This window comes from Microcoleus sp. Z1_A1, from assembly GCF_036700305.1.
Lineage (GTDB): Bacteria > Cyanobacteriota > Cyanobacteriia > Cyanobacteriales > Microcoleaceae > Microcoleus.
This window is the reverse complement of record NZ_JAUBOR010000007.1, coordinates 189900-212269: the sequence shown is the minus strand read 5'-3', so window position 1 is coordinate 212269 and position 22370 is coordinate 189900. Positions and strand designations below refer to the sequence as shown.

16 protein-coding genes are annotated in these 22370 nt (G+C 46.8%); 8 read left to right on the top strand and 8 right to left on the bottom strand.

Features of this window, described 5'->3' with window-relative positions; all coding sequences use genetic code 11:
* Window positions 1–464: 464 nt before the first annotated feature.
* The 4 genes from QT973_RS07140 to QT973_RS07125 form a co-directional block, all read right to left on the bottom strand.
* A complete protein-coding gene (locus tag QT973_RS07140) occupies window positions 465–746 on the bottom strand; it encodes a peptidoglycan-binding domain-containing protein (RefSeq protein ID WP_333057933.1) in 282 nt (93 codons plus the stop codon).
* Window positions 747–1135: 389 nt separating this feature from the next.
* Window positions 1136–2590, bottom strand: coding sequence for a hypothetical protein (locus tag QT973_RS07135; RefSeq protein ID WP_333057932.1), 1455 nt, complete (start codon window positions 2588–2590; stop codon window positions 1136–1138).
* A gap of 262 nt (window positions 2591–2852) precedes the next feature.
* Window positions 2853–3473, bottom strand: coding sequence for a DUF3177 family protein (locus tag QT973_RS07130; RefSeq protein ID WP_333057931.1), 621 nt, complete (start codon window positions 3471–3473; stop codon window positions 2853–2855).
* A 401-nt stretch (window positions 3474–3874) separates the two neighbouring features.
* The gene (locus QT973_RS07125) at window positions 3875–4111 is read right to left on the bottom strand and encodes a Calvin cycle protein CP12 (protein ID WP_333057930.1); all 237 of its coding nucleotides are present in this window, start codon (window positions 4109–4111) and stop codon (window positions 3875–3877) included.
* Window positions 4112–4869: 758 nt separating this feature from the next.
* On the opposite strand from QT973_RS07125, the gene QT973_RS07120 reads away from it, so the two are divergent.
* Window positions 4870–6105 (top strand): FIST N-terminal domain-containing protein, encoded by a 1236-nt coding sequence (locus tag QT973_RS07120; protein ID WP_333391019.1) that lies wholly within the window; start codon window positions 4870–4872, stop codon window positions 6103–6105.
* Window positions 6106–6285: 180 nt separating this feature from the next.
* On the opposite strand, the gene QT973_RS07115 is transcribed toward QT973_RS07120, so the two are convergent.
* Window positions 6286–8352 (bottom strand): iron uptake porin, encoded by a 2067-nt coding sequence (locus tag QT973_RS07115; RefSeq protein WP_333391015.1) that lies wholly within the window; start codon window positions 8350–8352, stop codon window positions 6286–6288.
* 1160 nt (window positions 8353–9512) lie between these two features.
* Here QT973_RS07115 and QT973_RS07110 point away from each other — a divergent pair.
* The gene (locus QT973_RS07110; protein WP_333057926.1) at window positions 9513–10457 is read left to right on the top strand and encodes a hypothetical protein; all 945 of its coding nucleotides are present in this window, start codon (window positions 9513–9515) and stop codon (window positions 10455–10457) included.
* A gap of 58 nt (window positions 10458–10515) precedes the next feature.
* On the opposite strand, the gene QT973_RS07105 is transcribed toward QT973_RS07110, so the two are convergent.
* Entirely contained in the window at window positions 10516–12612 is a 2097-nt protein-coding gene (locus QT973_RS07105) for a hypothetical protein (RefSeq protein ID WP_333232990.1), read from the bottom strand.
* A 127-nt stretch (window positions 12613–12739) separates the two neighbouring features.
* A complete protein-coding gene (locus QT973_RS07100; RefSeq protein WP_333057924.1) occupies window positions 12740–14269 on the bottom strand; it encodes a CHAT domain-containing protein in 1530 nt (509 codons plus the stop codon).
* Between the two features lie 395 nt (window positions 14270–14664).
* Here QT973_RS07100 and QT973_RS07095 point away from each other — a divergent pair, with 395 nt between their 5' ends.
* The 5 genes from QT973_RS07095 (at window position 14665) to QT973_RS07075 (ending at window position 21150) form a co-directional block, all read left to right on the top strand.
* A complete protein-coding gene (locus tag QT973_RS07095; protein ID WP_333057923.1) occupies window positions 14665–14847 on the top strand; it encodes a hypothetical protein in 183 nt (60 codons plus the stop codon).
* 397 nt (window positions 14848–15244) lie between these two features.
* A complete protein-coding gene (locus QT973_RS07090; RefSeq protein WP_445243040.1) occupies window positions 15245–17245 on the top strand; it encodes an FAD-dependent oxidoreductase in 2001 nt (666 codons plus the stop codon).
* A 306-nt stretch (window positions 17246–17551) separates the two neighbouring features.
* Window positions 17552–18238: a class I SAM-dependent methyltransferase gene (locus tag QT973_RS07085; RefSeq protein ID WP_333057922.1), complete on the top strand. Its 687-nt coding sequence runs from the start codon at window positions 17552–17554 to the stop codon at window positions 18236–18238.
* The gene (locus QT973_RS07080) at window positions 18238–19308 is read left to right on the top strand and encodes an aromatic ring-hydroxylating dioxygenase subunit alpha (RefSeq protein ID WP_333057921.1); all 1071 of its coding nucleotides are present in this window, start codon (window positions 18238–18240) and stop codon (window positions 19306–19308) included. Before QT973_RS07085 ends, QT973_RS07080 begins: the two co-directional genes overlap by 1 nt.
* 159 nt (window positions 19309–19467) lie before the next feature.
* Entirely contained in the window at window positions 19468–21150 is a 1683-nt protein-coding gene (locus QT973_RS07075) for a DUF262 domain-containing HNH endonuclease family protein (RefSeq protein WP_333057920.1), read from the top strand.
* Window positions 21151–21251: 101 nt separating this feature from the next.
* On the opposite strand, the gene QT973_RS07070 is transcribed toward QT973_RS07075, so the two are convergent.
* Window positions 21252–21725, bottom strand: coding sequence for a hypothetical protein (locus QT973_RS07070; protein WP_333057919.1), 474 nt, complete (start codon window positions 21723–21725; stop codon window positions 21252–21254).
* A 26-nt stretch (window positions 21726–21751) separates the two neighbouring features.
* On the opposite strand from QT973_RS07070, the gene QT973_RS07065 reads away from it, so the two are divergent.
* Window positions 21752–22279, top strand: coding sequence for a transcriptional regulator (locus QT973_RS07065; protein WP_333057918.1), 528 nt, complete (start codon window positions 21752–21754; stop codon window positions 22277–22279).
* The last annotated feature ends 91 nt before the right edge of the window (window positions 22280–22370 follow it).

Below are 22370 nucleotides of genomic sequence, written 5' to 3'. Positions count from 1 at the left end.
GTCTAAATTTACGATATTTATAGCTTCAGAGGGCTTTTTCATAGTTTTGAAGGTTGCTATACTGGCACAAATTATTATACCTTAAAAAAACCTCAAATGATTGCATAGCAATCATTTGAGGTTTTGGCAATTATGAATTCCTTTGAAATTAAATCTGCTTGAATATCTGCGGAATGTGGGTTTTAGTATGGGAAAATAACGGCAGGAAGGTAATTCAGTACGAATTGCGTTTGTGGTTTGCATGGTTTGATTCTCCATTGGTTGTTTGCAAGTTGTTTAAAAGTAGAGAAGTGGGGAAAAGATGTTAGTTAATAGTCCTGGATGCACTTTTAACGGGCATAAACGAGGTTTCGGCTTCGCTCAACCACCAGGTTTTTTAGCGTTTCTGGGGGCGAAAAAGAAGTATTGCAGTGAAACAACCCAGTTTCTTGCTACCCGTGCGCCTAGGATTAGTTAACTTGGATTTAACATCCGGGTTCACCTGTATAACAAGCGCCTAATAGACTCCAAGTTTGAGGGCCAACAATGCCATCAACAGCAATCTGATTTTCCTTTTGAAATCTGATGACTGCTTCTTCGGTTTTTGGGCCGAAGAATCCATCAGTTGCGACGGGATATCCGTTTTCAACTAAGGATTGTTGGAGATAGCGCACGTTTTGATTGGCAGTGGTACTATTATTTCGTTGCAGTGTGGGCAGTGAAGAGCAAAGAGGCAATTGAGCGTAAATTGAATTTGTGGTTTGCATGGTTTGATTGGGGATTAGTGGTTTGCAAGTTGTTTGAACTTGCTATTCCCCAGTTGTAGCTGTGGGGGGAAGTGCTTTAACAGTCGCTTTTTATAGTGACGCTTATTTGGGGTAGCTCAAATGAGTGACAGCCCGCTATCAAATCCGTTTTGTATAAAATAATTGTCAAAGGTAAACAGCAGCGAATTTCCATTTTTTATCAACTTTTAGCATCTTTGCCGGAAGCCCCACACCATACCTGTAGGGCTGTTGGTGTTGGGATGGATAGGCAGATTGACGTAGGGAAAGCGAGGCAATCAATCCTGTCACGGTGTAATCGCTCTACTCTTATATAAGCTGAGTAATGGTCTTTTCTATAGAGGAGGCAAAAATACTGTATTTAAAGCTAGTTAACCATGGGATCGAAAAGGGCGATCGAGAAAATTGGTTTGGGGTTGCGACTTTAACTTAGAAGTGATATCGTAGTATCGGTAGATAGTAGACTTCCGGCTGTCAAACAACTTGAGAATTGAATCAATAACAATTTCTGTAACTATCGGGTTAAAGTCGGAAATAAACTCGTCGGCGTTGAGATTTTCTCTAAAAAATTCCTTAGCTCGATCGCACTGATAGCGCATTTCGTCAAAGCCAACAATTTTTACCACAAACGTTGTCAGGGGCGAACTCTCCAAATCGGTATTAGAAGTGCTTTTAGCCCGCCCATTTTCTAATAAATTCAATACTTCCGCTTCTAAACTAATTTTAGGTTTATAAGGTTTCTCTATTTCTGGAAAAAAGCTTTCCAGGCGCACGCAGTTAGGAACTTGAGCCGGAATTCCTCCCATCATCATCGCCAGAGAAACCTCAATCCCCAAATCCGAAGAAAGAGCTTCTAGCAGGGCTAGGGCAGCCAGTTTGCACCCCAAATAAAGCTTCGCAATTTCGAGATTGTACTTAGCAGTAGTTTCCCAGCGCTGATAGGTGCGATCGTCTGGATATCCCTCAAACTGTCGGAAAATTATTTCTGGCTTGAGATAATTCAGAAAACCTTCCATCTTCACCAAAGCAACTCGGTAGTCGCGAACCGTGTAAAAACCCCAGCATATGAGATTGTGATTGGTTTCCGGCAGTAAATTCCAGGTATTTGCCAAAAAATGGGCTGAACTATGGTGAGCAAAACTCATCACATCCCGGTTAGAGATTCGCACAGCTTTTTTGACCGTTTCCCGCATTTCCTCGTCCGTTAAACTGAGGTTAAACAGGCTATTTATTGCTTGCAAGCGCTCATAAAGACGCTGGCTTACCGTTACTCCCGCATCGGCGGCACGAAACGGAATTGTTGCTTCAATGCAGCCGGCAATTTGAAGCAATTGCTCGCGTTTGAGAAATGGTTCTAGAGCTTTTGCTGCTACGACAGCGCTGAGAAATTCGTTTTGTCCAGCCAAAGGATTGAGGACTTCGCCCGGTACAAAATTGAATACCAGCATTACCATCTCGAAGGTAGCATCCGCAGGCAGTTCAGATTTATCCCGAATTTGTAGGTGTTGGTTAACCTCTTTTGCAACAGGAGTGATGTAGTAGCTGACGTTAAAGTTAATGCTGCGATCGACTTGTAGGTAGACGGTATCGTGAAATAAAGCTGCCAAAACCTCGATCGCATCTTCATCTCCCCCCACCTCAAAAATATGTTCGGGAGTGTGAAAAAACCGCCATGGCCCCATCATCGGCTGAACAATCAGTTCGGCAATCCGAGCGAGTTCACTTGGTTCGACTTTTGCTTCCAGGCGATCGATCGCCCAAATCAGCCTGTCTAAGCACTGTAAGTAGGCTTGTTTGCTATCCATCACAGTCTTTCCCAATAACATTACTGTCAGTCGATTTTAGATTTTAGATTTTAGATTTTCTCGACAGATGAATCTGGAAGCTGGAACCTTAGTCTAAAATTGTTAGATATCCACGACTGGAGTCCACGGCTTGTATCCGTTTTTGGGCGGGTCACGTCAGCCACCCGGCTGTTAGTTTGATTTTATCCTAGATGCGCCCCGGCTGTTTTTATTTGGGATTTATGAGATTTTGGTGGAATAATTTAGCTGCAATTTAGGAAGGAAATACTAACTAAAACTCAACTTAATTTCCGGTAGCTGACCTCCCCTGTTTTCCTAGTCTAATCAGCACAAAGTATGACAAGTAAATTACATAGATAGCTAAACCAATCATCCCCAACAATCCCAAAAATTGAGGGGTTGTATTAGGGTGAAACATTTGTTTGTAGAGCCAAGGTGGGTCTAACCAAATGCGGCAAAAAGGTTCGTCAATTACCTCAATTTGCGATTTAAAAGCACAGCTTAAGAAGGGAAGTTGAGCTAGAGCGCCCAAACCGCTGTAAACAGTAATCGCCCACCGCCAAGCTGTAAAAGCCAGTTTCAGGGGCGACTGCGGTCGATCGGCAATTTCTTCGTTTAAATCCTCCCAAAACCACAGACTAGCAGGAATTAATGCCCTCCCAATCACCGACGATACAAAGCTCACAGGCAGCGCAGCCATCATCAGGTAAAGTGTAATTGCCAGCAAACTCGCCACCCGCCAATAAATAATCGACAAACGGACGATCGCCTCAGCTTTTGCCACAACAGCCCAAATCAGCACTACCAGCGGGATCGAAATTGTTAATAACACAGACAACCGATAATCCATCCAGACTAGCGGTTGAAACCAAGGCCCGGTGGCTGCCAATAAAAGACTCAACATCTTTGGGAAAATATACTCACTTATTTGTCACAAATTTTACTACAAAAATGCTAAAAAATCAGCAACCAGAACAGGGTCTTAATGTTTTAGTTACTGCTACATTTTCTAAGGTACTTGGCGCGCTTTGAAGGCTACTTGAGACACGATAGACGGCAATATGCTGGGATTAAAACTGTTTATTCCTCAAATCTCGCCTTCCCATCCCCCTAACCAAGGCGCGCCACAGCAAATTATTGTCCCCCTTGGTTCGGGGAGTGGGGAGAAGCTGCCTGATTTTAACCGTATTGGGATAGAGGGCCAATCTCGCCATTATTTCAAGGCTCAACCTCTAAAATAAAATTCTCCCGCGCCAAAAGTTAGATTTCGGCGCGGGAGGTTCGGCATAGAGCTAAATGGCTCGTTTATTCCTCGTAGATGCGGCACTCAGCAGCGTCAGGATTGTCGTCGCAAAATTTTTCAAAAGAATTCTTAGGTTTGACTTGCTTTTGGTGGGAAGCTTCTGCTTGCAGTTCTTCAACTGCGTCCCACGCCGCCGCGCATTCCCCGGAAGTTGCGCCCTTGAGGTCACAGACGGTACGAGCGCTTTCTAGTTCTTCTTCAATTTTCTCTTGGATGTTGACGGAGGGTGTTGTTGTCATAAAACTTGTTGGTAGGAAAGTGTAGGAGAATATGGTTGTCCCCGACCTATTTCTAGGTAATGTTAGCACGCGCCTTTGTTTAGTGAGCTTGTTCGGCTAACGGCACGTCCTTAACCCAAATAAAGATGTTTAACCGTTAACGACAGAGCAAGGGAGTAGCTAAGCAGTCGCTTGGTGTCATAACTCAAAAAACGTAGACTTCTAAAGTATACGGCGGGTCAACAGTGGTTTAAGTCTTAGGCTCGAAGCGAGCGTGTCTTTAGACCTGGGCCGTTGACCTTATTAAGTAAGAAAGGTTTTCTTTTTGGATGTTAGTTTGGGTGGGATTTGCTGTTTCGGTCTGGCGACTCCAGCTAATAATAGCTTGAGATGCGCTGCGGTTGCAGCAGCCCAGATAGAAACCATCCATAAGTACGATCGCAGTAGCCGTCTCTACTCCCTGCTTTACTAGCCCCTAGGCGGATTCTAGTCCACAGGCATCAATGTAGGTCGAGCCAACCTTACTTTTGATGAAAACATTACACGAGGTTGGTGTGTCAAACTGTATTGAGCTTTATCTTTTAAGATTTAGCTGAACACAGCATTTAACAGTTAACAGATTAAGGGGACTCTCATGTTAACTTATGTTAACACAAGAACGGCAATCGATGGGGAATCGATCGCCCAAGAATAGCGTCCCCCCAGTGGCCGGTTCCAGTTAGCCTAATGTATAGAAATAGTTTTATAGAGAAGTTTGCCTTATGTACACCCAAAACCAAATGCAATGGGTCAGCGCTTTATCAACCCGTCCCTCTTTGGAATCCGCCCTCAAAGAAGTTGTAGAACAAGCCGATCGCGACCTAGAAGGCCAGGCCGATTTAGCACTGATATTTATCTCGTCTGCCTTTGCCAGCGAGTATTCTCGGCTGATGCCTTTACTCCGAGAAATGCTGCCAGTACCCGCGATCCTGGGATGTGGCGGGGGAGGAGTCATCGGCACGAACCGGGGGGGCCTCACCGAAGAAGTCGAGGGATCTCCCGCAGTCAGCCTCAGTCTGGCGCGCTTGCCGGGAGTGAATGTCAGAACTTTTCATGTCGGTTCAGAAGAACTGCCCGACTTAGACAGTCCCCCGGATACTTGGGTGGATCTCTTGGGCGTGCCGGCCCAGGAAGAACCGCAGTTCATCATCTTGGCTGACCCCTTTTCCGCAAAAATTAACGATTTGCTCCAAGGGCTAGATTATGCCTATCCGGGCGCGGCGAAGGTAGGGGGACTAGCCGGGGGGGACGGTGCGGGCAGGGGCGCGGCGCTGTTTTGCGACTATCAGCTTCACCGAGAAGGGACGGTTGGGGTAGCTTTGAGCGGCAATATAGTTTTGGAAACGATCGTCGCTCAAGGCTGCAGGCCGATCGGGCATCCTTATCGGGTGACGGAAGGAGATCGCAATATTTTGCTGAAACTCGAAGAACAAACCGATGATATCGGCAGCGGGGGCATCGAGCGATCGCCCTTAGAGGCTTTGCGAGAGTTAGTTCAAACTTTGAGCGAAGAAGACCGAGAATTAGCCCAGCACTCGTTATTTGTAGGCTTAGTCAGCGATGAATTCAAGCTGAAATTAGAGCCGGGAGATTTTTTAATCCGCAATCTGTTGGGAGTAGATCCGAAAGTGGGGGCAATTGCGATCGGCGATCAAGTCCGTCCCGGACAGCGCATCCAATTTCACCTGCGGGACGCGCGCACCTCTGCAGAAGACCTAGAAATGCTGCTCGATCGCTATCAGCGGGCCGCCGAGTACAGTGGTACATCCAGCGTCGGCGCCTTGATGTTCTCTTGTCTGGGGCGCGGTGAAGGGCTTTACGGCGAATCGAACTTTGACTCCCGACTTTTTGGCCGATACCTCAAAAACATCCCCCTGGGCGGCTTTTTCTGCAACGGCGAAATCGGCCCCGTCGGCGGCAGCACATTTCTGCACGGCTACACCTCCGTATTCGGGATTTGCCGCCAAAATTCATAATTTGTCAACTGTTGACTGATGAGTGATGACTGTTGACTGATGACTGATGAGTGATGACTGATGACTGATGACTGTTAACAATCTAAAATCTAAAATCTAAAATCTAAAATCGCCTGATGACCAATAAATAAAAGCGGCAGTCGCCTGCCGCTTTTAGCTGTAACTAGATGTCTAGAAGCCTTAGAAACTAAAGGTTGTACGGAGGAGTCCGACCCAGATATCGTCGTTGTTGTTGTTGTGTTCGGGATTCAGAATCACGTAAACGCCCGGTGTCACTGAGATAAAGTCATTGACTTGGAAGCGATAGAAACCCTCTAAGTGATAAGAGGTGTTGCGATTTCTGGCGACATCACTCTCAGTAACTTTTGGCGGTACACCGAAGACAAAACCGAGGAGGTTGCCTTGCCGGCCAAAATCTCGCAGGGCCAAAGTGATAGCACCATTCTGGATCGTCGCGTCATTGCCGCCCCCCCGCAGTTGCTCAGCCTTCGTATAACCGTACCAACCGCCAATGTGAAAGCGACTGCTGGGTTTGAAGTTAACTTGCACGCCATAGTTATCTGCTTGAGTGGGTGCTTGACCGAAGGGCCGGTTAGCCAAAGAACTGCCGGTGCCACCCATGAGGCCAACATCGCCTGCGCGATTGTATTTGTGGGTGTAAGTCAGGCTCAAATTAAACGGGTTGCTAAAAAAGCCGATCTGACCCAAAGCGCTGAAAGAACCGTCGAAAACGCCCCTGCCATTTGCGGGGTTGGGAGCATCGCCCTCGGAGGCCAGATAGCCCGCAGTAGCTCGGAAGTTGCCCAAGTTGTAACTCATACTTGCGCCAGCTCCCTGCGGTCCGCGGTGTACGGCCGGGTTGCGAACTCCAAATCTGGATAGAGTGCCATTACCCGTAGCGTCACCAAAGGTACTAGTAGCAGGCGCGTCTCCAATTTCATTTAGGTCAAGTCCTCTAGGACCGACAAAGAATGTAGCGTTACCTAGCGGGAACCGATACCACACTTCATCTAGTGTGAAATTGTTGTTCTCAGCCCCATCCTGGGCTACGCGAGTCATGTTAGTACCCGTAATTGCTGAGTAGTTAGGGACGTTACCCGCTTGCAAGCGGGTTCTGAGCAAGTCTCGACCGGTGAAGCTGGTCAATAAGTTCAAGCGCACCCGGTAGCTGAAGTCGGTGACTGTTTTGTCGTCGTCGTCGTCAAGGCGGATACCCTCTCCGACAAAGGTGTCGGTGACGGCAAAAACGGCTTCTCCGAGCAGTTTGGTGGTAGTGGAGAATTGATTGGCTTCGAGTTCTGCGGTGCGAGCTTCTAGGCCGTCTACTCGTCCGCGCAGGGTAGCGAGTTCGGCTGCAAATTCTTCTTGCAGGCGTTGCAGGATGGCTAAGTCGTCTCGGGTAACTAAGTTACCTGTTGACCCAATTAGTTGGGTTATCTGGTCTAAGCAAGCGTTGACGCCGGCTGCAAATTCGTAGCGAGTCAGGGCGCGGTTGCCGCGGAAGGTGCCGTCGGGATAACCTACGATACAACTGTAGCGTTCGACTAGGGATTGCAGGGCTTGGAATGCCCAATCTGTCGGGCGCACGTCGGAGAGCTGAGTGACTGATGTCACCTGGGACATGGTTCCCGACGGTTGGGCCGGCAGTGCTTGGGGAGCAACAGGGACGATGGGGCCGCCCATTCCTCCGGGTACTGTCTGAGCAATTTCTACCTTAGTAGCTGGGGTAGTAGCTGGGGTGCTGGCGACTGCTGGCACTTCAATTTTCCCAGCAACTTCTGTCTGGCTGATTTGCTCTGCCAAGTCTGATGCTTGGGGCGAGGGTTCGGCAGTGCCTGCTGCTGCTAGGGGTTCAGTCGCTGCTGCGCTGGCCGGAGCGATTGGGGCTGCTAACTCGATGTCGCTCCCTGTTGTTTGCAGTGCTGTTTGCAGTGCTGCGGCGCTGGTTTCTGGTTCGATTGAGGCGATTTTTTCAGCGTCTGCTTCCTTAACGACCGGGGTTGGGGCCGCTTCGAGGCTGCTGTTTAAAGCCAGGTTTTCTGGGGCAGCAGGGGCTGCTGCAACTGGTTCTGCAACTATTTCTCCAACTATTTCTGCAATTTTTGACTCAGATGACTGAGCTTTAGCTAGTTGGTTGGCTTCAGGGGTTGCGGTCGCTTCTGCGGCGATCGCAGTGGCACTCATGACTGATGATAGCCCCAGAATTGCCGGGGATACTAGCAGTAAATTCCAAAAAGTTCTGTTCATTTTCCTCACACCTTCACACTCTATTCAACTCGACGAGCAGCAATTCCCAACTGCTAATTTTTGTGGTTGCTTGCCTGTTGACAATAACTGCCAAAATAGAACCTATCCATAACTGTTGATTCACAGTAGGCGTGTCTACTTCTGCTTGAACGTAGGGGCTGGGCCCTTGTACCCCCAGGCATCAATTCAGGTCAAGCCCACATTACTTTACGGTTGATTATACCATCACCTGTTAATTTCATCTCTCGATCGCCAGATTTGCTTGAGTTGCTCCCAGGGCGATCGATAACTGGTTCTACGGGTTCAACCACAATCTGCCTGTAACTGACAACTGCCCAGAGTCCTCGGTTACGCCCGACTTAACAGACAGTTATAGGTAGGATTGTGGCTGCTTGTCGCATCCCTTATACAGCTTTATCTCCTATAATGTCAAGGTTTTTAACCTAAGTTTAAACCTCGCGACCCGGCACGGGCTATTTTCCCGCCATGAGTGGGGAACTGAGACTTAAAGTCTGGTAGATTGACCCGATCCAAACCAAGGTTCAGGCTTGACCAATTTTGGTTTTTTGAGGCCCGCTGCCGTCGGGACTTGCCAGGACGATCGCCCTTTTTGAGACGGCTCGTCGGCGGATTTAATTTCCCGCTACTTTAACACAACTTTTTTGTTGTTTGAGTACGACTGAACTGGTAGTGCTTGACAATTCCCGCATCCAGGATACCCGCCACGCGATCGATCCGTCCAGAAATAAAAAACCTGTATCCGATGAAACTTGCCGAACGTATTTATCTCGCGCAAGTCAATGCTTCAATTCTAAAATCTAAAATCTAAAATCGCGCAATCGATTGACCCGCTGTTGGCGCAGGGAAAGCTCACTTGCTTGACCGATCGACTATGCCCGATATTCCTAGCGGTTTGAACGATGTTTTTGCCTAGGGACGATCGCAGGAGTTTAGTGCTAAGCTGGCTAAAATGCCAAACTCAAAAATAGAGCTGCTGTCAGAACAAAAAACCGAAACGCTGTGGGTGGGCAAGTTATACCATTTTCGATTTTCGATTTTCGATTAAAGAATTGGAAATAACTGATGACATACAAGTTGGAAACATCGGCATACACTTGCATTATTTTGGGTAACTGGTATTAGTAAAAAAGTGAGGTTTTATGGAAGATTTTGGTATTATTATTGCCTGCTGCGACCAAGATTATCTGTTTGCTAAGGGTTGCTGTGCTAGCATCCGCTATTTCCTGGGAGATGTGCCGATTTGTCTGTTGATTGACGGTACGTTTTCTGTGAGTGCTTTGGAAAAAGCCTATGGGGTGCGGGTTATCGATCGCACAACTGTTTCTGAAGAAGTTCTCAGGAAAAGAAGTTTTGGTTGGGGCAAAACTAAAATGATTGCTTTCTGGGAAAGTCCTTGGTCAAATTTTATGGTTTTGGATGCCGATACGATCGTCTGGGGCGATGTTCTCAAATTGGCTAACTTTCAAGAGTTTGATTTTATTGTAGACAAGCCTTGTTACGATTACCCGGATGCGGAGATTTCGGAATTTTTCTTTGACATTCCGGGCGTTGAGAAGCATTTCCCGAATTTTCGTTGGTCGGAATCGCGATCGAACTATTTCTGCACGGGTACTTTCTTTGCTAAGCGCGGCGTTTTTAGCTTGGAAGAATACGTAGAAATTTTAGATTTTACGGCGGCAAATCCGGGGATATTTAAGTACGGAGAAATGGGGTTTTTGAACTTTATGATTTTCCGGGCGGCCGGGGAAAATCGACTGCGGGTGCAGAATGTGGATATGCAGTTGTTGGTGCCGGATTTTGACCAAGATTTGCTGAGGAAGCAGTTTCCGGTTGAGTCAAGCGGGCCTGGGGGCGATCGCACTCAGGCGACGGTGATTCACTGGTGCGGGCCGAAGCCGACTTTATCTACTGGGAAAGTTTACTCGGAACCGATGAATTTTTGCCGCCGCAAGTGTGAGGAGGATGTTTGGAACCGCACGGGTTTGGCTGCCGAGATGTCGCTGCAAGTTGAGGATTTACAGCGATCGATCTACGTGTATAAGAATAAGTTTAAGAAGAAGTTTCGGCAGTTGGCGGGCAAGTAAGTAGGATTTTTTAACCGCAGATGTCAGCGGATGAACGGGGATGCACGCGGATTTTGGCTTACCCTTCGAGGGGTAAAGTTGGCCCGGCTGGGGGTAAAACTTGGCGGTGAACGCTTACTTTGTGGCTTTCCCGCTGAGTTTGCATTTCGACGGCGATCGCCTCAAATTCGACTTCCATGCAGCCGTAGGGAATCTCTAACTCGACACTTGCTCGCACATTTCCCAACCCGTTAGCTTTAAATTCGGTAATCCAGCGAGGCCCGTCGAGAATCAGGTAGGTTTGGCGATCGTACACCCAAACTTTCACATAAATCCGGGGCATTAATTCCGGGAGTTGCACTTGCACTTTTACAGCCTGGCCCGCGATGATTTCGGCCCGCGGCAATTCCAAAATCGGCATCGGTACTAACTCGTCTTCTGGCAAAACGTAGGGAGTTGGAGGAGTGTCTTCTGTGGCGACTATTCTGGTTTTTTGAGCAACTTGTTTCGGCTGCGGGGGTTCGTCAAAAACGACAAATTCTCTGGCTTCTGGGCTAGTAGATTTGGGATCGGAAATTGTTTCGCTGGTTTCGGGTTGCTGCTGGGTTGGGCTGCTTTCTTCCACAACGGCAATTTCGTCGCTGCTATTGGTGGCGGCTGTTGGATTTGGTGACAGGGTGGTTGCTTTCAGCCAGTCGGGGGATTCACCGTTGCTGGCTAGGGAACTCAGTCGCGACCAAAATCGACTTTCGACGTTTAAGGTTTGAAATGCCTGTTTTGTGGGTGCTGGCGCGGTTTCTGGGGCGGTTGTTTCTAATTCTGGGCTGTTTTCGGGTTTTTGGTCGATCGCTCCGATTTCGGCTGTTTGAGTGGGATTTGAGATGTCTGAGGGTTTGGTTTGTGGGTCGATCGACTCTGGGGCAGTTTGAGGCGAATCGGAGATTTCCGACAGCAATTGCGATCGGCTGCTGTCGGGGAGTTTGTTACCGAATGCGGGCAATTCTAGACCGCCTGCACTTGGGGTGTGACGCGAAGCCAGTAGAGGGGGTAGGGCTTCAGTGGTTGGGACTTCAGCAGGGGAGGGAGGGTCTAAGGATTTTTCTACTAGCTTGAGGAAGGATATATTTTTGGCGCTTCCAGACGGTTTTGAGGCTGTTGGGGAGGGTTCGGCTTGATGCTTTTCTTCGATGAAATTGTCTTTAATTTCCTCTAGAAGGTGCTCTAAACGAGCTGTAATTGTGAATAGTTTGGTGGCTAGGGTGACGCCGCCACTGCTGAGAATTGCTTCTCCTAAAATTAGGCGGCTTTTACACTCGGTTGGGATATAGGTGACGCAGGCAAAGATGCAGGGGGGAACTTGTTCTGGCATCGGCTGCTGGATTTGGGCGAGAATTTTTGAGGTTTGGGGATCGCGCAGGTAAATTTGCAGTTGTGCTGAACCGATGAGTTGTTGGAGTTCTAGCGCTTCGGATTCGGGGATGAGAGTTGCTGTTTTTTTGGTTTTTTGGGGGGGCTGGGGGTTTTGGGGAATGTCGATTTTGCCGGAAATGATTAAGGGGCGACCGAGTTGGGTGACGAAGGTTTCTCGATCGAGGTGGAGGAGGAGTTGGACGCCCGGTTTTGGTTCGGGGGTTTGGGGAATTGGGAATTGGTAGATTTTGGTTTGCTGCGGTGCCTCAGCGGCTGCTGGGATTTCGGTTGGTGCGGGGCGATCGACCGGGGAAGCGATTTGTGGGGCTGGGCGATCGACCGGGGAAGCGATTTTTGGGGCTGAGGGGGAAGCGGCGGGTTCGATTTGGTCGATCGGCGGTAGGGGTTCGGAGGTTTCCGATTCTGCGGGCAATACTTCTAACTGAACGCCGTACTGCCAAGGTTTTAGTGGTGTTGCTTTGGGATCTGGCAAGCAGGATAGTTCCCACAGTCCGGGTTTGAGCCTGGTGTAGGGAATGATCACGACTAATCCTTCGGGGTTGGTGCGGGCCGATCGGCTTTGGACTTTCCGCTGCGCCCCTTGGTCGAAGGAGGTATGGGTAACGCGAATTTCGATGTCGGTGTTGGGGTGCTGAATGCGAGCAACCACGCGGTATTTACCTTCTAGAATTTCCACGTCGGAGGTTTCTAGGGGCAACCAGGCGCGATCGCCCTCTTTCTGTAGCAAAAATTCTAATTTTTTCATCTTTCTTTCCCCTTGAAGGCTCCCGCTTGATTCGTCACAGGTTGGTGGTGGTTTGTTGAGCGACAGCTACAGATATTAAATTACTTATGTTTTATAGCCTATCACCACTGTCGGTCAAGAGGCCCACTTACCAAGGACTGCCGATTATGCTGAATGCTGCCCAATAATAGGGATGGGATAAATCTTTGCTGTCGAGTTTGGGGATGGACGGGGGCAATGGAATGTCGCCTCGCGCACTTCGCAGTTGACCGCCTTCGATCGTCACTTTGCCTTCGATCGCAGCGATTTGTGCTTGCCGCATTGCTTCAGCTTTAATGATTGGAGGGTCGTTTGGCCTGCGGATTCTTAACTGCTGGTAAAACTCTGTCATCAGGGCGAGAGTCCCCGCATCGCTGACGTACCACAGGCTGGCGAGGGCTGATTTTGCTCCCGATTGCAGCGCTAAACCGGCAAATCCGAGTTCTGCTTCTTTGTCTCCCAAGGCGGTTCTGCAGGCGCTTAATACTAATAGTTCGAGGGGCGGATTGTTCCATTTTAAATCTCTCATTTGATCGAGACCGAGTTGGGTGTCCCAAAATTGAATGTAGGAGTTATTTGGGGTTCCTGGGCGGAATTCTGCGTGGGTGGCAAGGTGGATGATTCCGTATTTTTGTTGCAGTCGCTGGGATTGCAAGTTTACTAGGGTGAAGTCTTGGTTGAGAAAGGATTGACCGGGCCACTGTCGGGCGATCGCGCCGAGTTCTAATGGAACTGCTGGCAGCGGTTCTTTGTTCGCCGTTTCTGCGAAATCTGATGCTCCCATTGCTAGGACTTGCACGTTTCTGATGTCGGTGTAATTGCTGTCTGTGAGTTTGAAGGCGGGGATGCGGGCGAGGCTGTATTTTTGGATCAGAAATTGCTGTCCGTCGTGCATTGCTGCTAGGGGTACGGTTCGCAAACCTGCGCCGACGCAGAACAGCAATGTTTCAATTTTTGCTGTTTGCAAATCTGTTTCTAGGGGTGCAACTATCCATTTGTAGAGTTGTTGGGCTGGTTCTAGATAGGTGGTGGTGTTTAGTTTTACGGGGTTGGTGATTTCGCTACCGAATTCTTGGACTACTGAGAGCAGTTTCTCTTGTTTGGCTTCGGGGACGCTGCGGAGAATGGGCGGGCGATCGGGCAATATTAAGATTAATTCTAGTTGGTCGGTGCGGGGGATAGCGTAAATTAAAGCTGGTTTTTTCTTGGTTTGAACTGCTAGACGGGAGAGAGTTTTTGATATTGCTTCGGCCGTTTTCGCACGGGTTTCAAAGTCTTGTTCAAAGTATGTTTGATACTCTTCTTCCCAGCTTTCTTCGATTCTGGTTACGGCTTCGGTGAGGTTTCCCCGATCGAGCAAATTTCTCATTTCTTGCCCGCCCGGCCCGCCCTGGTCTGTGTTTTGGGCAATTGTAGCGAGGTTCGCGGTGCTCCAGCAGAAAAATATTGCTATCACACAGTAAAAAATAGCTTTTTTAATTTTTTTCTGAGTCGTGTGTTTTTGGCGTTGCTGCTGGGATTGGTACTGCATGATTTTGGGGCGGTTAATAGCGCCGTTGGCGGCAGCAGTTGGCAGACGTTGGGATGTGGGTGGGAATTTTGACCCCCTCGCATCCAGGATACAAGCCCCCTGATTCATCCGTCCAGAAATAAAAAACCTGTATCCGAGAAACTTCCCCCCCGAATTTATCCGTGGGGTGAATGCTTCATTCAATTCTTTAATCTAAAATCTAAAATCTAAAATCTAAAATCGATTGACTGTGCTGGCGATCGCCGCACGATTATAGCATTCAAGAGCAACCGCAAATATCTACCGTAGGGTGTGGATACCAGCAGCAACAGAGGCCGCACGCCAAGAAATTGACCATTTATGTAAAAGTTTGTAAATTATGCAGGGGTTTTGCATAAACAGGACTTACGCAAAAAACTGAGATGTTGCACCATTTTCAATAATCCTTTTATGAACAGGCTTTCCGGCCTGTTCCACAAAAAATTCATCTTTTGTGGAACGGGCCGAAGAGCCCGTTCTTAAGAATGGTGCAAGATGTGAGTTTAACCGGCATTAGCTATACGGGCGTCTTTGAATTTTTGCGACACATCCGCACTTCTCAGGTTGAATCGAGTTTTGTCTTGGTATTAAGTGAGGAATACCCTGCATCGATCGCCGATATATTGAGTTACCTCAGTAGATATATTCTCTGTATTTACTTATTTTAAAATAGTTATATTTTTCGCCCCAACTTACTTAAAGCTCGACTGGTTAATTGTTTGGTCTCGGATATCTGCCAGGTTATTTCGTACAATTCGTCGAGACTGCCTTTTGCCTAAGATTTTGCATGAAAATCTCCTAGTTTTTTAGAATCATTGGCGGCGGTTGCCAAGAATTGAGCAACATAAATAAAAACACTTAATTATTTAGAGAATTTTACGCTAGGCGGGCGATCGCTTTTTCCTTCTTTTCTCCTAAATAAGTAAAGCCTTCTTGCTTTTGTTATAGATTGTGTGCGATCGAACCAGATCAAGTGCGTTAGCGCAGCCCTCGAAGAGGATCGCGATCCGATTGGGGGATGTGTCTTAGTATTTCTTCACATATCCTGATTTCGGTCTATGATATATGCCTTATGGCGTATTTGTGTTTAAAGCCCGTTACCGCGTACCGCTGATGAGTCAATCAACCAATTCACCGCTATCCCAACCAGTTTCTCGAAGAACCGCCCTCAAATTCCTCGGAGTCGGTGCCGCAGGCGGGCTGCTGGGCTACTCTCGGTTTTCCAAGCCAGAGCCCGCCGTTTTTGTGCAAGATTCTCTTGACTTGCCGCGAATGCTGAATAACCGCAAAACCGTTGCAGTTGTAGGCGCAGGCTTAGCAGGGCTCGCCTGTGCTTACGAGCTATCCCAGCGAGGTTTCGCCGTAACATTGCTCGACAAATCGCCCCAACTCGGCGGTAAAATTGCTAGTTGGCCGATACAAGTCGGGAACGAAACTTTTATGATGGAACACGGTTTCCACGGTTTTTTTCCGCAATACTACAACCTCAAAAGTGTGGTTGAAGAACTAGAAATTACCGATAACTTTATATCTTTAGAATCCTACGCCGTTCTGTTTAGAGACGGCAAATACAAACCCGAAGTTTTCCGTCCCAACCATTCAGCTTTTCCCTGGAATATAGTTGACTTGGGGATATCTTCTCCCAATCGGCTCAAGTGGGGAATCAATCTTACAAAACCCGCTCACTGGCAAGTATTTCGAGAAATCGGCGGTTTTCAAACTCAAAAAAGTTTTGCTCGCCTCGACAATATATCAGTAGCCGACTGGGTAAAAGGTGAATTTCCGCGCGGACTTTATGACTTGTATTTTCTGCCTTTTGCCAAATCCAGCCTCAACGCTCCAGACGAATTGAGCGCGGGAGAATTAATGCAATTTTTTCACTTTTACTTTTTCGGAAATCCAGAGGGTTTAGCATTCAACGGTACGCGACAAGATATGGGTACGAGTTTGGTGCAGCCTATTGCCAGAGCAATTGAAAGCAAAGGCGGCAAAGTATTGACAGATGTCGCAGTCAGTGAAATTCGCTGGGAAAACGGCAAGATTGATTCTCTGAGTTATCAGTCAGGAGACGTGCAAAGTAAAATACCTTTTTGGGTGAAGCGAAACAGGCTATTAACTGATAGCAACTCTACCGAATATTTCGGCGCTGGGGACAGCGTATTTGCCGCCGCACCGTCGGGAAAAGAGGCAATTTCTCTGAGCTGCACTCACCAAGGCTGCACAGTTCAGAAACAAAACGACGGTCAATTTCACTGTCCTTGTCACGGGGCAGTTTTTGATGCCGAAGGGCGAGTTGTCAGCGGACCTGCTCAGCGGGATTTGCCTCGATTTAAGGTAGTTGATGAAAAAGCCGATGAGGTACAGTTGGTCTCCGCCGCGACCACTTCCAAGACGCAAAATTTGGGAGAAACATTGAAGGCTGATTATTATGTTTTGGCGGCCGATGTTCCGGGGATGCAGCATTTGTTTAGTTTGGCTAGCGGTGAGGTGAATTCGCAGGTGCAGAGTCGGATCGAGAGTTTGAAAATAGCCGATCCGTTTGCGGTGGGCCGTTTTTGGTTCGATCGCGAATTTCCCTGGGAACACAGCAATTTCAGTTCGCTTTCCGGCTACAAACTGACTGACAGCATTACGCTTTACCACCGAATTCAGGATCAGTTCATAGAGTGGAATCAGAAAACTGGCGGTAGTGTTGTGGAACTGCACGCTTATTGTTACAAGGAGAAAGAATTTCCGAATCAGGAAGTTTTGCTGGCGACTTTTGAGCAAGAATTGTACGAAATTGTACCGGAATTAAAAGAGGCAAATATGCTGCACCGGGAATTGGTAAATCAAAAGAATTTCTCTGGATATCCGCCCGGTAGTTATGCAGAAAGACCAGAAACTTGCTGCGCTGTTCCCAATCTTTTGTTTGCGGGAGATTGGGTAAAAATGCCGTTTCCGTGCGGTTTAATGGAAAGGGCAGTTAGCAGCGGTTTGTTGGCAGCTAATGCTATTTTATATCAGGAGGGTTTGCAGAGGCGAGCGCTCTTGACGGTGAATCCCGAAGGCGTGTTAAAAATCTAAGGTTTGCAGTGGGGCGGGCTTTATAAATCGTCAATCATCGGCTGGTATCCTCGGTGAAACCCGCCCCCAGCCCTACCATTTTAGATTTTAGATTTTAGATTTTAGATTTGAAGAAATGGGAATGACTGATCCAATAAGGGTTTAGAGGTTTCCTACAGTTGCATTCTTTTTTTAAGATTAGTTACGGTTTGCGGGGGTGGTTTCGCTGAGGGGAAAAGGCAGAGCTTGCGAACCAAAAAAATATCTGCGTTAAGCGGGGTGGATATGCGGTTAAAATATTATTGAATGAGTATAAAGCAATAATAAATGCTAAATAGTAACTGCAAAGTTCGCAATAAATCTGTAACGTTTGATGCTTTTGCAACAGAATACGATTTCGTGACCTCGTTGCAAAACCAGAACGATTTCTTTACTAACAACCTATCTGTCAGCAAAGGTGCAGTATTAGATATTGGCTGCGGTTCGGGAATTCTTGCTTTTGAATTAGCCCAGTATTACGATAATGTTGTAGCCGTCGATTTGTCAGCAAAAATGCTAGATATAGCGCGTCAAAAACGCTCAGCACCCAACATCGAGTACATCCAAATGGATGCCAGTCAATTAGCGCTCGATCGCCAATTTGATTTAATAGTTAGTGCTGCTACTTTTCACCACCTGCCCAACCTCCCCACCACCCTCTCAACCATTAAAAAAATGTTAAATCCGCACGGCAAAGTCGTCTTTTTAGATAATATTTCGGAAGTCGAAACACCTGCTACAATAGGCTACATATTAGGTGCAGCGAGAGATTTTAATCCCGACTGTTCCACCTACGGATTTCGCAATGCTTTAAGACTATTAAAATTTAGATTGTCGCCAGGGTGGTTGAAGCATTTAGCTAGCGATAGGTATTTGTCTGAACGGAGATTTAGAAAAATTTACGGTCGTTGCTTTCCGGGCTGTTATTTTGTAAAATTGGGTTGTTTTATGGGCGTAATTTGGGAATATTTGTAATGCAAAACAACGCGATAAAATCGGTAGCTGGAAAAGGGGAAAAAACTCACATCCGCCAGTTGGGCATTAATCTCGATCGCTGGTATGCGATCGCCCGCAGCAGCGAGGTGCAAACTCAGCCGCTAGCTGCGAAAATCTGGAATCGGGCGATCGTACTTTTCCGCGACAGTGCAGGCAAAATCAACGCTTTAGAAGATAGATGTCCGCACCGACAAGTTAAACTCAGCCACGGCAAAGTTAAAGGCGATTTAATCGAATGCGCTTACCACGGATGGCGGTTAAATGCAAGGGGAGAATGTGCCGAAGTCGATTATTTAGCAGAAAATCAAAAGCTACCTAACTGCAAAATTCGCTCCTATCTAGTCAAGGAAAAAAACGGTTTTATCTGGCTGTTTCCCGGCGACGAAACCCAAGCAGAAAAAACTCATTTACTGGATTTGCCAGAGTGGGAACATCTCAATTATATTGCCACTGTTTCAGTCATCGACTGTCAGGCACACTATTCATTTTTAATTGAAAACTTGATGGATATGTACCACGGGCACTTGCACGATGATTGGCAAGCTTGGGCAAATCCAGTGTTAGATACTTTAGAAGAAAACGAGCATCAAGTAACTGCTCGCTATCAGGCACAAAGTTATTACAAAATAGATAAAATTTGGTCAATTTCTCAGTTATTTTTTAAGTCTTTGCGCCGACTGCACCCGGAACCGCTAGAGGTGAGTTATGTTTACCCGCACTGGGTTTCAACTTTGGGAAGCGACTTTAAGATTTACTGCTTGGTTTGTCCGGTGAGCGAAACAGCAACTCGCGCTTATTTAATTCATTTTACCTCATTAAATGCGTTTTGGCGGCTGCACAAATTGCCTGTTTGGTTTCGCAGGTTTATCAAAGATAGTTGCTTCGGCGCGGCTCAAAAGTTATTAGATGGTTTGGTGCGGCAGGATGTGTTAATGATTGAAGAAGAACAGCAGGCTTTTTTGCAGAATTCAGAAAGAAAAAGTTATGAATTAAATCGGGCTTTAGCCAGCGTGCAAAAGTTGATAAGAAGTCAGGGGGAAAATGGGTAATTCAGCCGCAGATTGAAGCCTACAGCGGGACGAATGAAACCAGCCTGCACAAGCTAAGTTGAGAGTTCGCCTTTCCAAGCTTGAGCATGGTATTCTAGCAGCAAGGAAAATTGACTTTCGGGAAGCAATTACCAACCACACCTAACACAGGAACCAAGCATGAACCGTGTCAGCATCAAGGGTGAGGAACACCCCATTAGGAAAATCTTTAGCGATGACTTTATGTTTACCATTCCCCTCTACCAGCGTCCCTATGCTTGGACAAATGAGCAAGCTGGGGAACTGCTGGAAGACCTGCTAACATCATTGGGAGATGGTAACGACACGATTGATCAACTCAACCCGTACTTTCTAGGCAGCATTGTTTTGATCAAATCTGGGCCGCCAGAGGCTGAAATTGTAGATGGTCAGCAACGTCTAACAACTCTCACCATACTACTAGCTGCTCTCAGGGAATCATTGCCAACACAACACGCCAATGACTTGACCACTTATCTATACCAAAGAGGCAGCTTAATCGCGGGTATAGATAATCGTTACCGTCTGACTTTGCGCGAGCGAGATGCAGAATTTTTCAAGGAATATATTCAAAATGAAGGTGGTATTAACAAGCTCCAAAAATTAAACAATGCTGAGCTGATGGATACTCAGAAGCTTATTAAAGAAAATGCACATTTATTCTTGCAACGTTTGCAGACTATCGCTGAATCCCACCGTATACGTCTTGCCCAGTTCATCATTACCCAGTGCTTCTTGGTAGTGGTTTCTACGCCTGACTTTGACTCTGCTTATCGGATATTTTCTGTGTTGAACAACAGGGGATTGGATCTCTCCATAACTGATATCTTGAAAGCGGACATTATTGGAAAAATACCCGAAAGCCAACAAGAAAAATATACTAAAAAGTGGGAAGATACCGAGGAGGAGCTGGGACGCGAGTTATTCAAAGACTTGTTTTCTCATATTCGGATGATTAAAGAAAAGAAAAAACTTAGCAAGAGTATCCTTAAAGAGTTTCAGGAAAACATCAATCCTGCGGCAGGGTCTCAGCAATTCATTGATGAAATTTTAGCTCCTTATGCTAAGGCTTTTTCGGAAATTCACAACTCAACCTATGAAAGCGAGCGGCGTGCCGAGGAAATTAATCAACTATTTAAATGGTTAAACAAAATTGAGAATGTTGACTGGATACCGCCTGCCATTTTCTACCTATCGCGTAACCGTAATAACCCCGATAATTTGGTGCGTTTTTTTACAGATTTAGACCGCCTTGCGGCAGGTTTAATGATTGTCCGCGCCAATATTAATAAACGGATTGAACGTTACAGCAGATTGCTTACTGCTATTGAACAAGAGGAAGATTTATTCAATTCCAATTCACCGCTCCAGTTTACTCCTGAAGAGTCAAACAATATCCTTAGAGTCCTCGATAGTGACCTTTACCTAATCCAAAAAATTCGTCTTTATGTTTTGCTGCGCTTAGATGCTGCCCTGTCAGAAGGTGAAGCATCTTACAACTTCTCCAAAATTACTGTCGAGCACGTACTTCCCCAAAATCCAGGGGCTAATAGTGAGTGGATGAATTGGTTTCCTAGTCAGGAAGAGCGCGATCAATATGTACATCGTCTTGGCAACTTAGTTTTACTATCTGGTGCGAAAAACACTCAGGCAAAAAATTATGATTTTGATGTGAAAAAGCAGAAGTATTTCACTACTAAAACGGGCGTTTCACCCTGTGTGCTTACTACCCAAGTGCTGCGGGAACAGGAATGGACGCCAGAAGTAATCGCTCGACGGCAGAAAGAGCTGATTAATGTTCTCAAGAATCTTTGGCGCTTATAGGATAATTGAATTTGATATCAAATCGCTCTTATCTGTCCATCAGCACAAAACCATCTGCGTCCATCTGCGGTAAAAAAATCTAAATTCCGCCAGCACAAACTTTACTTTTTAGCCCGCTGCTGCTGGTAAACGCTGACAACTTTATCGGCATAAGTAGCAGTGGCGCCACTTTTGCAAGCTGCGGATTCGCCAGTCATCCACCAGCAAGCGGCGCGGCGTACAGCGGCTGTTTCATTGTTGCTGCTAGCTTTGTATTCGTCGCGCAGCAAATCGCCCACGATACAGGTAACAATTGATTTGGCTTTTGTCGCGTCAGCCTCAAATTGTTGCGGTGTTAAATCTTGTTTGGTACAGAATTTTGCCCAGCGGGAAATATTGTTCGGTAAAACTTGCCACTGACTGTACATTCCGTCATTTGCGGCTTGTGGCGGGGCGGCTTGTCGCAGCGCTTCTACGAGGGCGGAAACTTGCGCGTCGGTGACTGATTGCGCTGCTGCTGGAAGTGCTTGCAATCCGAGGCTAATTATCAGGCTGCCGAATAGTAGATTGGTTTTTGCGATCGATTTAAAATTCATTCACAATGCCCTGTTTGATTTAAAGTTTGTTTCCTCAAACAAGGTTTACTATTTTGTCGATCGAATACCTCTGTCTTAAGTATGATTTGCTTGTAGAATGGACTGTCGATCGCGCTTACGAGAGAAATTGCCGATCGACTGCGATAAAATTATGGAAGTACAACCAGCGAAATTCAATGAAAATGCCTACCAGCGATAGCTACCGCGAGTCCCTAATTGAATCTCTCAAAGATGCCGAACACGCTGGTGGTTTTATCGGGGCTATCTTAGAAGAAAAAGACCCTGAACCCGCACTCCTGAGAAATGCCATCAGAAAGGTAATTGAGGCTAAAATCAGGATGAATGCTCTTTCTGATTCAGCAAAAGAACATCACGAAAAACTCGATAATATCCTGACTGAAAGCGGCGGTTTGGAAATTTACTGTTTGGTAGAATTGCTCGAAGCATTAGGATTTAAACTAGAAATTACTGTCGCAGATACTGAGTTGCCCGCTGACTCGAAATCAACGGATTTTGGGGAATCAGAATTATCCCCCGAACCAGCTAATTTCTAGCTGATTGTAGCCTTATTTCGATCGCAGTAAAGGTTAATCTAGATTATCGGTTGTGTGGGGGCGGGTTTATATAAATTGTTTGCGGGTATTA